Below are 13,510 nucleotides of genomic sequence, written 5' to 3' on the forward strand. Positions count from 1 at the left end.
GGCCTCATCGGTTCGTTGTCTGGCGCAGCAGCATGGTGCCACCGCGCTGGGTAAATTCAAGTTTGTTCAGGGCGCTCATGCCGAGCAGCACCTGATCGCCATGCAGCCCCGGCGCCACCAGTGCGCGGACGTCCCGCAGCACGATGTCGCCCAGTTGCAGGCGGTCGATTTTGGTCCGGTAGCCCTGGCTCAGGCCGTTGGCCGTGCTCAGGGTTACACCGAAACCCTCTTCCAGTTTCAACCGTTTGGCCAGATCCGCCGGGATCGCCACATCGGTGGCGCCGGTGTCGAGCATGAACTCCACCGGCTCACCGTTGATCTGGCCGCTGGCGACAAAATGCCCTTGGGCGTTGCCGGCCAGCTTCACTTCGATCACGCCGTCATGCTGCTCGGACGTGATCACCACGTTCGGATTCTGCTGGCGCTGCTCCCACTGGCCAAAAAACCGCGTCGCCAGAAACAACGCCGCGCACCAGGCCAGAATCATCAATACCCGGCCGGCGCGCTTGCCCGGCGGTTGCTGGCTCACGGCTTGGCGCTCCAGCCACCTTCAGGCGCAGCGAAGCGCCAGACGATCGGGCGTTTCTCGCCATCGGCGCGGACACCGTCGTTGTTGTCCAGGCCAATCCACGCGCCGTCGGCGTCCACCACCAAGGCTTCCGCCAGACCGTAGGCCTGGGAATAAAGCCGTTGTGGCTGCAAGGCCTCTTCAGCAAACGACCAGCAGCGTTCGACCTTGGCCGTCACCGCATCGCGCCGACAGACCCTGAACGCATTGCGCTCAAGGGTGAACAGCTTGCCGTTGAACAGCGACAAGTCGGCGAAATCACGGCTGACGGCGCGAGCCTTGGGAAACTGCGGTGGCTGCATCTCCACCCCGGCTTCGCTGAGCAAAACGCAGCCGCCGTGGCAATCCCAGACCGTTTGCTGACGCTTGATCTTCAGCAGGCCACGCCGTTCACGCTCGGCCGCCAGCCACATTTCATCGCCCGCCGGGTTGATCGCCAGGCCTTCGAACAACGCATTGAAGTGCAGCAACATGCCGCTGGCCCGGGCTTCCTTGACCAGCATCGGCGAGATTTTCAGCCACGATGCCGTCCCCTCGGGCGACACCTGCAGCACCGCCGCATGGGCTTCGCTGACGATGTAGCGGTTACCGGCGCTGTCGCAGGTGATCCCTTCGAAATCGAGGTCGCCGCCACGGATGAACGACGCCGCCCAGGTGCGCGAACTCAATCCCCACGGCAAGCCGCTGTCGGGTACTTTCGGCACGTCGAGGGGCACGGTTTCGGCCTGCCAGACCTGATCGCCCGTGTTCAGGCGATAGATCTGCTCGTCGTCACGGTCGGACACCGTCCACAAATCCTTGCCGCACACCGCCAACCCCGAGAGGTTGCCGCCGCGCATGCCGTCGACCGGATGCTCGGCCAGCAGCTTCAACTCGGGCACCGGCTCGGCCGCCACCGTCATCGAGCCCAGCAGCAACGCACATGCCAGGGCGACGCCGAAGCGCATCAGGCCAGCACCTCGGCGAGGTTGCCCTTGGATTCGAGCCAGGTCTTGCGGTCACCGGCGCGTTTCTTCGCCAGCAGCATGTCCATCATTTCCGAGGTCTCGGCGAAATCATCGCCCAGCGTCAGTTGCACCAGTCGCCGGGTGTTCGGGTCCATGGTGGTTTCACGCAGCTGCGGCGGGTTCATTTCGCCCAGACCCTTGAATCGGGTGACCTGTGGCTTGCCGCGTTTCTTTTCGGCCACCAGACGGTCGAGAATCCCGTCGCGCTCGGCTTCGTCGAGGGCGTAGTAGATCTCTTTGCCGAGGTCGATGCGGTACAGCGGCGGCATCGCCACGTAGACGTGACCGGCATCCACCAGCGGGCGGAAATGCTGGACGAACAAGGCGCACAGCAGCGTGGCGATGTGCAGACCGTCGGAGTCGGCGTCGGCGAGGATGCAGATCTTGCCGTAGCGCAGTTGGCTCATGTCTGCGGCGCCGGGATCGACACCGATGGCCACGGCGATGTTGTGCACTTCCTGGCTGGCCAGCACTTCGCTGCCATCGACTTCCCAGGTGTTGAGGATCTTGCCGCGCAACGGCAGGATCGCCTGGAATTCCTTGTCCCGCGCTTGCTTGGCAGAACCGCCGGCGGAATCACCCTCGACCAGGAACAGCTCGGAACGCATTGGGTCCTGCCCGGCGCAATCGGCCAGTTTGCCCGGCAGCGCCGGCCCCTGGGTAACACGCTTGCGCTCGACCTTCTTGCTGGCCTTGAGGCGGCGACCGGCGTTGTTGATCGCCAGTTCGGCCAGGGCCAGACCGGTTTCCGGGTTGGCGTTGAGCCACAGGCTGAAGGCGTCCTTGACCACTCCGGAGACGAACGCCGCCGCTTCACGGGACGACAGGCGCTCTTTGGTCTGGCCGGAGAATTGCGGCTCCTGCATCTTCATCGACAGCACGAAAGCGATGCGTTCCCAGACGTCTTCCGGCGCCAGCTTCACGCCACGCGGCAGCAGGCTGCGGAATTCGCAGAACTCGCGCATCGCGTCGAGCAAGCCCTGACGCAGACCGTTGACGTGGGTACCGCCCTGCGCCGTCGGGATCAGGTTGACGTAGCTTTCCTGCACCGCGTCGCCACCCTCCGGCAACCACAGCAGCGCCCAATCGACCGCTTCTTTATTACCGGCCAGGCTGCCGCAGAACGGCTCGTCCGGCAGGCGTTCGAATTCGCTGACCGCGTCCACCAGGTAGGAGCGCAGGCCGTCCTCGTAATGCCATTCGACTTTCTCGCCAGTGCCTTTGTCTTCGAAGCTGACCAGCAGCCCCGGACATAGCACAGCCTTGGCCTTGAGCACGTGCTTGAGGCGGCTGATGGAGAATTTCGGTGAATCGAAGTATTTCGGGTCCGGCGCGAAGTACACGCTGGTGCCGGTATTGCGCTTGCCGACGGTGCCGACGATTTCCAGTTCGGTGGCTTTGAAGCCATCGGCGAAGGTCATCTGGTACTCGTTGCCGTCACGCTTGACGCGCACCCGGACTTCGGTCGACAAGGCGTTGACCACGGAAATACCCACCCCGTGCAGACCGCCGGAGAACTGGTAGTTCTTGTTGGAAAACTTGCCGCCCGCATGGAGTTTGGTGAGGATCAGCTCAACGCCCGACACGCCCTCTTCCGGGTGAATGTCGACCGGCATGCCACGGCCGTCGTCGCTGACTTCCAGCGAGTGATCGGCGTGCAGGATCACCTGCACCGATTTGGCGTGGCCGGCCAGGGCTTCGTCGACGCTGTTGTCGATGACTTCCTGGGCAAGGTGGTTCGGCCGACTGGTGTCGGTGTACATGCCGGGGCGTTTGCGCACCGGGTCGAGGCCCGAGAGGACTTCGATGGCGTCGGCGTTATAAGAGCTAGCGCTGGGAGTGGCCATAGGGTCTCGTCGTCAGTGATTCAATGAAAAAGGGGCAAGACTTCACAGTGCGGTGAAATCAATTGCCTGATACAAATCGGCGCCAATGCCGGCAAAACTCAGCAACGCCGGCAATTGCCCGGCAAACCCCTGGAAACTATGGTCGCCGCCGGCCTGAATCCGCAGGGCACAGGCCCGGTAATACTGCTGGGCGAGGCGATAATCCAGTGTTTCATCACCGGTCTGCAACCACACCTGATAACGCTGCGCATCCTGTGGTGCCGGCACTTCCAGCTCGGCCAGGGCCGTCACATGGTCGTGGGTCAGTTCCCAGGTCTCATCGGTATACAGGTTTTTCTGCGTGCCCAGGTACCCGTCAAACATCCGGTGCGGACTGACGGCCGGGTTGACCAGCAGGGCTTTCAAGCCGTGGCGCTCGGCCAGGTGAGTCGCATAGTAGCCGCCGAGTGAGCTTCCCACCAGCAACGGGCGACCCAGTTCGGCAATCGCCTGCTCCAACTGACCGATGGCTTCACGCGGGTGGTGATGCAGGGCCGGGACACGCAACTTGTCGCTCAAACCCAGCTGCTCCATGACCGCGACCAGCTGACAGGCCTTTTTCGAGGCCGGGGCGCTGTTGAAACCGTGGATATAGAGGATCGAACCGGACATTTGAGCTCCCTGAGTGTCGGTTTGGGTTTGCGGAGTTTACAGGGAGAGAAGAGCGGATTGGGGGGTGGTTTCGAGAAATTGCTCGCGCAGCAGGGGCGGCCCTCACCCTAGCCCTCTCCCAAAGGGAGAGGGGACTGATTGGGGGATATTTCGGAAGTACGCCGACCTGAAAGAGCTTCACCGAATCCACAATCGACACAATCTTTCAGGTCGATGCATAACGCCAGACACCTCGGTCAGCACCCTCTCCCTCTAGGAGAGGTGAGGGGCTTTTGATCTGATCAGTAACCGTCGGAGCCGTAATCGACGGTGAAGGAAAAACCGGTCACACGTTCAATACCAGTTTCCAGGCGCCCATCCGGCAACAACCGCAACCAGCGATACCCCGGCGCCTGCTCACCGACCTTGAAGTCATCACTCCCCGGCTCGAACTGAATGCAGGTCGAAGGCGAGGCCAACAGGCGCACGCCGTTGCGTTCGCGGTCGATTTCCTGGTGCACATGCCCCCACAGCACCGCGCGAGCCTGTGGAAAACGATCCAGCACCTCGAAAAACGCCTCTGGATTGCGCAAACCGATCGGCGCCATCCACGCACAACCGATCGCCACCGGATGATGGTGCAGGCACACCAGATGATGGCGCTCGGGCGCTTCGCTCAGCGAACGGGCCAGCAGTTGCAACTGGTCGTCCTGCAAATACCCCGGCACCGAACCCGGCACCGCCGAATCGAGCAGCGTCACCCGCCAGTTACCGATATCGACTACCGATTCCAGCAACGCGCTCTGCACGGCAGCCTCGGCCATGATCATCGGTTCGTCGTGATTGCCGGGGATCCACCGCGCCGGGGCAGCGATCTGCGCGCTCATCTGGCGAAACTGCTGGTATGACTCCACTGTGCCGTCCTGGGAGATATCGCCGGTGGCCAGAATCAGGTCGATCTGCGGCTGCTGCCCCAGCACCAATTCGATGACCTTTTGCAGGCTTTGACGGGTGTTCATGCCCAGCAGCGTGCTATCCGCTTCAGCGAATAAATGGCTGTCGGACAACTGCACCAGCAACGCCGCATCGGCGGTGGTCAACGTGGATACGCTCGGCAAGGCGCTCTCCCAGGGCAAAAGCACGGAATCGGTCAGGTGCCGCAATTATGCTGGGGGATGAGCGAAAGGGGAAACCGACGAACCGGACGCAGTTCACAACTAGCGAACGACTTCGTACTCGTGCCCCAGGGCCAGACAATGGCTCAGCCATTCCCCCAGGAACAGATTGAGCTGGGCCTTTTCATCCGGCTGATGCATCGCGGCGTTCGGGTAAGGATAGATGCCGCGAAAGCGTCGTGCATGTTCGGCGCTGATCACTTCGGCCATGCGCGCGTCGTGATAGACCTGAACCTCCAGTTGCGGCACCGGCAACCACGGCAGGCTGTGTTCCTGACGCACCTGCAACGTGGTGGTGTACGGACAGGTCTGCAGCACTTCGAGGGCCAGTACGCCGAGCATCTGCTCGCCCTGGGTCACGGCAATGCGCCGTGCCTCGGGGTCATTGCGCATGTCCGGCACCAGTCGCATCAGGCGCGCGTAGTTGGCCTCGCAGGCAGCTTGCAGCCCCGCCAGGTCAACCCGATAACGATCGCGCAGCTTGTTTACGACCATAGCCCCCTCACTTCGGCGCGGTTGAGCGCCAGCCACTGCAAGGCGATGATGCTCGCCGCATTGGCAATGCGTCCGTCACGGACAGCCTGCAAGGCATCTTCAAAGGCCCAGACCGTGACGCGGATATCTTCTGCCTCTTCCTCCAGCCCATGCAGGCCGCCTACGCCTTCGGTGCTGCAACGCCCCAGAAACAAGTACACGAATTCGTTGCTGCCACCCGGCGACGGGAAATATTGGGTCATCGGCCACAGGGCCTTGATGTCCAGTCCAGCTTCCTCCTGCGCCTCGCGGTGAGCAACCTCTTCCGGCACTTCTGCCTTGTCGATCAGACCGGCGACCAGTTCCACCAGCCACGGGTTGTCGGTCTTGCCCAGGGCGCCGACGCGAAACTGCTCGATCAGCACCACTTCGTCGCGCTGCGGATCGTAAGGCAGCAGGCATACCGCGTCGTGACGCACGAAGACCTCACGGTCGATCTCGCGACTCATGCCGCCAGCGAACAATTCATGGCGCAGGTGCAAACGGTCGAGCTTGTAGAAACCCTGGTAGCAGCGCTCGCGCTTTACGACATCAACGGTGGCCGGGGTGGCGTTGGCAAAATCAGTCATGAACATCCTCTTTACTGCAAATCCGATACGAGGTTCCTTGTTGTCACTGGCAACCCCGACTTCGCGCCATCCTAACGCGCTCGTGATGATTGATGCAGCCCCTTTACCGTCAGCGGGATGGACGGTGGCGGCGAAACCCACTCTAATTAGCTTAGTGGCGAACTGACTGCTTCGGCGAGAGTCGAAGCGGATAACTTTTTGCCTTCCCCTGTTTCAGAAAGGACGCCCATGTCGCTTTTCAAAATTGCCTCTGTGGCCGCCATCGCCCTGACCCTGGGCGCCTGCGCCAACCTGTTCCAGCCCAACTACCGCACGCCGCTGGAAACCACCCGCGACGCATCGGAAACCCTGAAACCCGGTTGCTCCAACCCGGACTGCCCGCTGGTGAACATCGACACCCTGCACTTCCCGGCCGAGCCTGCCCTGGACGGCATTATCGAAAAACGCCTGCTGCAAATGACCCGCACCGAGGCGAATGAACCGGTAGCGCCAACGCTGGCGGCCTATCGCGAGCAGTTCCTGCGCACCGCTGGCCCGCGCAACAGCAGCTATTTGCAGGCCAAGGTACGCGAGCAGCATGACGGCTTGGTGATCATCGAGCTGTCGAGCTACCTCGACACCGGCGGCGCCCATGGCACCCCGGGTCGCGGTTTCATCAACTATTCGCGCCAGCAGCATAAAGTGCTGAACCTGTCGGACATGTTGCTGCCGGGTCAGGAAGAGGCGTTCTGGAAGGCCGCGCAAGTGGCGCACAACAGCTGGCTGATCAGCACCAAGCTCGATCAGGAAGCCGAGTTCGTGAAGAACTGGCCGTTCGTGAAAACCCCGAATGTGGCGCTGACCTACGGTGGCGTGATCCTCAAGTACGACGTGAGCACCCTCGCGCCTTACGCGCTGGGCCACGTCGAACTGAAGATTCCTTACCCGCGTCTGAACGGCATCGTCAAACCCGAGCTGTTTCCGGGCCGTAACTGAAGGCTCGACCGAGCACCAGTTGCAACAGCCCTGCCAGCACCAGTGCCGGCAGGGTCGCGCCGACGTCCGGATACAAGTTCGCCAGCAAGTGGTAGGTGCTGATCCCGCCCAGCCACGCCAACAGCGCCGGCCAGCGCAATGCAGCTGACGCGACCTGAGCACTGCGCTTGCGCAGGATGAAGTGATCCACCAGCACCACGCCGAACAGCGGCGCGAACACCGAGCCGATCAGCAACAGGAAATTCTGGTACTGCGCCAATGGCGCCAGCAGCGCGATCAGCGTGCAAAGCACGCCGATGGCCAAGGCCAGATGCTCGACCTTCAAGCGCAGCAGAATCCCGCTCGATACCGCCGCCGAGTGAATATCGGCAAACGCGTTTTCCGATTCGTCGAGCAGAATCAGCAACAGCGGAATCCCCAGGCCGGCACCGGCCAAAGCCAGCAGCAACGCATTGACTTCACCGCTCGGCGCGAACGCCAGGGTGTAGGCCACGCCGAGGCTCATCAGCCAGAAATTGCCGATGAAGAAACCGATGGCCGTGCCACCGAAGACGTTCTTCGCACGCTTGCCGAACCGCGAATAGTCAGCGATCAGCGGCAGCCACGACAGCGGCATCGCAATGGCAATGTCAAAGCCCACGGCGAACGGCATCGAACCGTCCCCGGCACGCGCCCAGAGTGCCGCCAGATCGGCCTTGGCAAACAGGTTCCAGGTCAGCCAGATGCACGCGGCGAGGATCAGCCAGATGCCCCACTTGCGCAGGATCTTGCGCACGAAGGTCAGCGGCCCGCTGACCGCGAGCAAGGTGGCCAGCGCACCGAAGCACAAGGTCCAGAGCATCGGACTGGCCCACAGCGAACCTTCGCTGAACGCCCGGGTGCCGAGCAGGCTGGCGGCGTCGCGCATGACGATGATTTCGAACGAGCCCCAACCAATCAGCTGCAGCAGGTTAAGCAGCGCCGGCAGGCTCGCGCCTTTACTGCCGAGGCTGAGTTTCAGCGCGGCCATCGACGACAGGCCGGTGTCGCTGCCGATCACACCGACGGCAGCCAGCAGCAGGACGCCGACCAGAGTGCCGAGGAAAATTGCCAGCAGTGAACCCGACAAGCCCAGACCGGGCGCGAGCAAGGCACCGGTCTGCAACACCATCAGGCCGATGCCGAGGGAAAACCACAGGGAAAACAGATCGCGACCGCCGAACACACGCTTGTCAGCGGGCACGGCGAGGTCGGGGGAATAAGTGCTGGGTTGAATGCTCAAGGGTGTTATCTCAGAGGGACATTTGTTGTTTTTTTGATCGCCATCGCGGGCAAGCCCGCTCCCACAGGATCCTTGTTGAACACACATTTTGTGAGCAACGCAAAACACTGTGGGAGCGGGCTTGCCCGCGATGACGGCGGCGCGAACGCCGCCGGACTCAGGTCAGATCAAACCTTCTTGTACAGCTGACTGCCTTCCTTCTTGAACCGCTCGGCCTGCTCCGCCAGGCCTTGGGCGACGTCCACGTCGACCGCGTCGATCCGCTGGTTGGCCGCGTATTCGCGGACTTCCTGAGTGATCTTCATCGAGCAGAATTTCGGCCCGCACATCGAGCAGAAGTGCGCGACCTTGGCCGAATCCTTCGGCAGGGTTTCATCGTGATACGAACGGGCGGTGTCCGGATCGAGGCCGAGGTTGAACTGGTCTTCCCAACGGAATTCGAACCGCGCCTTGCTCAGGGCGTTGTCGCGAATCTGTGCGCCCGGGTGGCCCTTGGCAAGGTCGGCGGCATGTGCGGCGATCTTGTAGGTGATGATCCCGGTTTTCACGTCATCCTTGTTCGGCAAGCCGAGGTGCTCCTTCGGCGTCACGTAGCAGAGCATGGCGCAACCGAACCAGCCGATCATCGCCGCCCCGATACCCGAGGTGATGTGGTCGTAGCCCGGCGCGATGTCGGTGGTCAGCGGGCCGAGGGTGTAGAACGGCGCCTCGTCGCAGCACTCGAGCTGCTTGTCCATGTTCTCTTTGATCAACTGCATCGGCACGTGCCCCGGGCCTTCGATCATGCACTGCACGTCGTGCTTCCAGGCAATCTTGGTCAGCTCGCCGAGGGTTTCCAATTCGCCGAATTGCGCTTCGTCGTTGGCGTCGGCAATCGAGCCCGGACGCAGGCCGTCGCCCAGCGAGAAGCTGACGTCGTAGGCCTTCATGATTTCGCAGATTTCGTCGAAGTGGGTGTAGAGGAAGTTCTCTTTGTGGTGCGCCAGGCACCACTTGGCCATGATCGAACCGCCACGGGAAACGATGCCGGTCACGCGCTTGGCGGTCAGCGGCACGTAGCGCAGCAACACGCCGGCGTGGATGGTGAAATAGTCGACGCCCTGCTCGGCCTGCTCGATCAGCGTGTCGCGGAACAGCTCCCAGGTCAGGTCTTCAGCAACGCCATTGACCTTCTCCAGCGCCTGGTAGATCGGCACGGTACCGATCGGCACTGGCGAGTTGCGGATGATCCACTCGCGGGTTTCGTGAATGTGTTTGCCGGTGGACAAGTCCATCACGGTGTCCGAACCCCAGCGAATGCCCCAGGTCAGTTTCGCCACTTCTTCTTCGATGGACGAACCCAAAGCGCTGTTGCCGATGTTGCCGTTGATCTTCACCAGGAAGTTACGGCCGATGATCATCGGTTCCAGTTCGACGTGGTTGATGTTGGCCGGAATGATCGCGCGGCCACGGGCGATTTCTTCGCGAACGAATTCAGCGGTGATTTCTTTCGGGATGCTCGCACCGAAGCTGTGGCCGGCGTGTTGCTGGTTCAACAGGCCAGCGGCGCGGGCCTCTTGCAGCTTCATGTTTTCGCGGATGGCGACGTATTCCATCTCGGCGGTGATGATGCCTTTGCGCGCGTAGTGCATCTGGCTGACGTTGGCCCCGGCCTTGGCGCGGCGCGGGTTGTTGACGTGGGCGAAACGCAGCTTGGTCAGTTCCGGGTCGGCGAGGCGTTCCTGGCCGAAGTTGGAACTCAGGCCTGGCAGACGCTCGGTGTCGCCACGGTCGTCGATCCACGCCGAACGCACGTCACCCAGGCCTTTGCGCACGTCGATCACTACGTTCGGATCGGTGTACGGGCCCGAGGTGTCATACACGGTGACCGGCGCGTTGATTTCGCCGCCGAAGTCGGTCGGCGTCACATCGAGGGTGATTTCGCGCATCGGCACGCGGATGTCCGGGCGCGAGCCCTGAACGTAGACTTTTTGCGAACGGGTGAACGGCTGAACCGACTGCTCATCGACCTTGGCCGAGTCACTCAGGTTGATCGCGTTTTTTGCTTTTGTAGTCATCACGGGCTCTCCAGACAGCATCCAGGCAATGGATTGTCGGAGCAGAACCTGAAAGGCACGGACGCACCAGGACCGGTGCTGTGCATCGTCGTCGAGCGTTCGATTGTCGAACAATATCCCGGACGAAGCACAAGAGGACTCGCCGGGTGACGAGAAATCTTGTTCCCTACGCAGGCGCTAACCTGATCAGGTTCAACGGGATCCGAAATTATTCGATCTCAGCCTCATAGCAAGGCACCCCGACAAGAACCCGGCCAGTCTAGACACAACCGACAAAGAACGCCAACACCGCAGCAAACACCATGATGAATGGCGCAATTACCGGGACTTGCAGGATTGTTGCCGCACGATTGCACAACTACACTCGCTTTGCCCTGTGCGCCTTGACGCTGCGGGAGCTGCGCCTTAGCCTTGGCGCGCACATTATTTTCGTAATATTTCTTGCTAGGGATCGCCTCATGCTGCGCAAACTTTCACTGGCTCTTGCCGTGTCTTGTGCGTCCAACGCAATGGCCTGGGCAGCAGAAGCGCCCTTGTCGACCAAGACCGATCTGGTCAGCGTCTATCAGGAAGCCGTCGACAACAACGCCGATCTGGCCGCTGCCCGCGCCCAGTACGGCGCGCAGAAAGAAGTGGTGCCACAGGCTCGCGCCGGGTTGCTGCCCAACCTGTCCGGCGGCGCCGAAGTCGCCGACGTGCGCACCTCGATCGACCAGCCTTCGGCCAATGCCACTCGCAGCGCGCATTCCTATCAGGCGACGCTGGCTCAGCCATTGTTCCGCGCCGACCGCTGGTTCCAGTACCAGGCGGCCAAGGACGTCAACGAGCAGGCCGCGCTGCAACTGTCGGCCACCGAGCAGAACCTGATCCTGCAATCGGCCGAAAGCTATTTCAACGTGCTGCGCAGTCAGGACAATCTGGCCTCGACCAAGGCTGAAGAAGCCGCGTTCAAGCGTCAGCTCGACCAGTCCAACGAACGCTTCGATGTGGGCCTGTCGGACAAGACCGACGTGCTGCAATCGCAAGCCAGTTACGACACCGCGCGCGCCAACCGCATCGTTGCCCAGCGTCAGGTCGACGATGCCTTCGAAGCACTGATCACCTTGACCAACCGTCAGTACAACTCGATTCAGGGCATCGTCCATACACTACCGATCCTGCCGCCGGCGCCGAACGACGCCAAGGCCTGGGTCGACACCGCCGCCAAACAGAACCTCAATCTGCTGGCGAGCAACTTTGCGGTCAGTTCCGCCGAACAGACCCTCAAGCAGCGCAAGGCCGGCCACTTGCCGACCCTCGACGCCGTGGCCAAATACGAGAAAGGTGACAACGACGCCCTCGGCTTCGCCAACCCGAACGCCTTCGGCACCCCCTACGGTGGCAACGTCGATCAGCGCACGCTGGCCTTGCAACTGAACATCCCGATCTACAGTGGCGGACTGACCAGCTCGCAAGTGCGCCAGTCCTATGCGCAACTGGATCAGAGCGAGCAGCAGCGTGAAGCCCTGCGCCGGCAGGTCGTCGAAAACACCCGCAACCTGCACCGCGCGGTCAATACCGATGTCGAGCAGGTGCAGGCGCGCCGCCAGTCGATCATCTCCAACCAGAGCGCCGTGGAAGCCACGGAAATCGGCTATCAGGTGGGTACACGCAACATCGTCGATGTGCTCGATGCCCAGCGTCAGCTGTACACCTCAGTGCGCAACTACAACAACACCCGCTACGACTACATCCTCGACAACCTGCGCCTCAAGCAGGCGGCGGGGACGTTGAACCCGGGTGACCTGCAGGACCTGACGCGCTATCTCAAAGCCGACTACAACCCGGACAAGGACTTCTTGCCGCCGGATCTGGCCAAGGCCGCCGAGGCACAGCTCAAGGCCCGGCCTTAATCCAGAAACCCGCAGAAATGCGGGTTTTCGTTGCCTGATCATTGTCGCCAGACAAATCCGCCCTTGCGCCGCCCTTGCGGATAGATGGACCGCTGCGCCTTGTCCAGATGACCACCTTGGCGCACGAAACTGACCGCTTCATTGTTTCGCCGACTACGCATCCAGGTGATCCATCCCAGTAGCTCAGCGTGCCCCAACGCTTCGATCAATAACAAAAACTGTCGCCGCCAGCGTGTACTGGCCCCCATGCCCAGCCCGGAACTGCGCTTGAGATCCGGGATGCTTTGACCATTCATCACCCCTTTCACGAAGTCTAGCCAGAGGTCAGGCCGGATCATCCCTTCCAATGGCGTTCCAGACAGAATGGAAAAGCAGGTCACACAGGGATCACATTTGAACTTGGGACGAATCCCTGTGATTCGATAGGTTCGATCGCCTTTACACTTGGGGCATATCGCGTGCCGGGCATTGAGCATCGTGTCGATCCAGGCCATGACCGCTTGCTGCTGCGCAGCAATATGCTCGGGGGCTTGCAGGTTTTCCCGGTAATGTCGCGTCGTCCACCACTGATACAACTCAGGGCACTCTTCGGCCATCACCTCGCGGGTTGCTTTGCCCCAACTGAAATAGACCTTATGGTTCATTCCCAGACGAGGCGCTATCTGGACACTGGACCAGCCGGCCAACAAGTAAAGCGCAAACGTGGACCACAGCTCCATACGGCGCAGATTGGCGAACGGCGTATCGCTCAGACTGTTGCAGCCTTTCTGACATGAGCCGCAGTAGTAGTACGGTAGCCGACGGGCCGGATGAGTCTGGCAGGTCAGATTGGTGTTGCTACACCATGGGCAAAACTTCACTCGCCGATACGGCAATTCGTGCAGATAGCGGATCAACCGATTGGCGTCGGGCCGCAGGTGCGTCGGGAGACGGACCTCGTAGTCCGGCAAATCGCCTTGTCCGGGGATGGGCAGATCGGGCAGTCGAGACGTCAT

General features: G+C 61.6%; 12 protein-coding genes and 1 riboswitch. Of the genes, 2 read left to right on the plus strand and 10 right to left on the minus strand.

The genetic code is table 11. The features are described 5' to 3' along the window. Positions 1-4 precede the first annotated feature (4 nt). From PseuLF5_RS19070 to PseuLF5_RS19100, 7 genes are all read right to left on the minus strand, one after another. Entirely contained in the window at positions 5-529 is a 525-nt protein-coding gene (locus PseuLF5_RS19070; protein ID WP_123470873.1) for a retropepsin-like aspartic protease family protein, read from the minus strand. Then, on the minus strand, positions 526-1,515 hold the full coding sequence (locus tag PseuLF5_RS19075; protein ID WP_340134318.1) for an esterase-like activity of phytase family protein: 990 nt from the start codon (positions 1,513-1,515) through the stop codon (positions 526-528). Before PseuLF5_RS19075 ends, PseuLF5_RS19070 begins: the two co-directional genes overlap by 4 nt. Next, a complete protein-coding gene (gene parE, locus PseuLF5_RS19080; protein ID WP_003221068.1) occupies positions 1,515-3,422 on the minus strand; it encodes a DNA topoisomerase IV subunit B in 1,908 nt (635 codons plus the stop codon). Before parE ends, PseuLF5_RS19075 begins: the two co-directional genes overlap by 1 nt. 42 nt (positions 3,423-3,464) lie before the next feature. Further along, positions 3,465-4,073: a YqiA/YcfP family alpha/beta fold hydrolase gene (locus tag PseuLF5_RS19085; protein WP_123470869.1), complete on the minus strand. Its 609-nt coding sequence runs from the start codon at positions 4,071-4,073 to the stop codon at positions 3,465-3,467. 281 nt (positions 4,074-4,354) lie between these two features. Beyond that, positions 4,355-5,170: a 3',5'-cyclic-AMP phosphodiesterase gene (gene cpdA, locus PseuLF5_RS19090; protein ID WP_340134319.1), complete on the minus strand. Its 816-nt coding sequence runs from the start codon at positions 5,168-5,170 to the stop codon at positions 4,355-4,357. A 99-nt stretch (positions 5,171-5,269) separates the two neighbouring features. Next, complete coding sequence (locus PseuLF5_RS19095) at positions 5,270-5,722, minus strand: DUF1249 domain-containing protein (protein ID WP_007967395.1); 453 nt, start codon at positions 5,720-5,722, stop codon at positions 5,270-5,272. Beyond that, on the minus strand, positions 5,713-6,330 hold the full coding sequence (locus tag PseuLF5_RS19100) for an NUDIX domain-containing protein (RefSeq protein WP_128613697.1): 618 nt from the start codon (positions 6,328-6,330) through the stop codon (positions 5,713-5,715). The genes PseuLF5_RS19095 and PseuLF5_RS19100 overlap by 10 nt, the downstream gene beginning before the upstream one ends. A 228-nt stretch (positions 6,331-6,558) precedes the next feature. On the opposite strand from PseuLF5_RS19100, the gene PseuLF5_RS19105 reads away from it, so the two are divergent. Further along, positions 6,559-7,305, plus strand: a complete 747-nt coding sequence (locus PseuLF5_RS19105; protein ID WP_123470864.1) for an RsiV family protein — start codon at positions 6,559-6,561, stop codon at positions 7,303-7,305. Here the strand turns inward: PseuLF5_RS19105 and cytX are convergent. Further along, entirely contained in the window at positions 7,274-8,566 is a 1,293-nt protein-coding gene (cytX, locus tag PseuLF5_RS19110) for a putative hydroxymethylpyrimidine transporter CytX (protein WP_123470862.1), read from the minus strand. The two genes, PseuLF5_RS19105 and cytX, sit on opposite strands and share 32 nt — an antisense overlap. A gap of 167 nt (positions 8,567-8,733) precedes the next feature. Continuing rightward, positions 8,734-10,623 carry a phosphomethylpyrimidine synthase ThiC gene (gene thiC / locus PseuLF5_RS19115; protein ID WP_095138094.1) on the minus strand — a complete coding sequence of 630 codons (1,890 nt, stop codon included), beginning with the start codon at positions 10,621-10,623 and terminating at the stop codon, positions 8,734-8,736. A 146-nt stretch (positions 10,624-10,769) separates the two neighbouring features. Beyond that, positions 10,770-10,875, minus strand: a riboswitch (TPP riboswitch). A gap of 206 nt (positions 10,876-11,081) precedes the next feature. On the opposite strand from thiC, the gene PseuLF5_RS19120 reads away from it, so the two are divergent. After that, a complete protein-coding gene (locus tag PseuLF5_RS19120; RefSeq protein ID WP_123470860.1) occupies positions 11,082-12,515 on the plus strand; it encodes a TolC family outer membrane protein in 1,434 nt (477 codons plus the stop codon). Positions 12,516-12,553: 38 nt separating this feature from the next. On the opposite strand, the gene PseuLF5_RS19125 is transcribed toward PseuLF5_RS19120, so the two are convergent. Then, complete coding sequence (locus tag PseuLF5_RS19125; protein WP_322375023.1) at positions 12,554-13,510, minus strand: hypothetical protein; 957 nt, start codon at positions 13,508-13,510, stop codon at positions 12,554-12,556.

This window comes from Pseudomonas sp. LF-5 (assembly GCF_037626295.1).
Lineage (GTDB): Bacteria > Pseudomonadota > Gammaproteobacteria > Pseudomonadales > Pseudomonadaceae > Aquipseudomonas > Aquipseudomonas monsensis.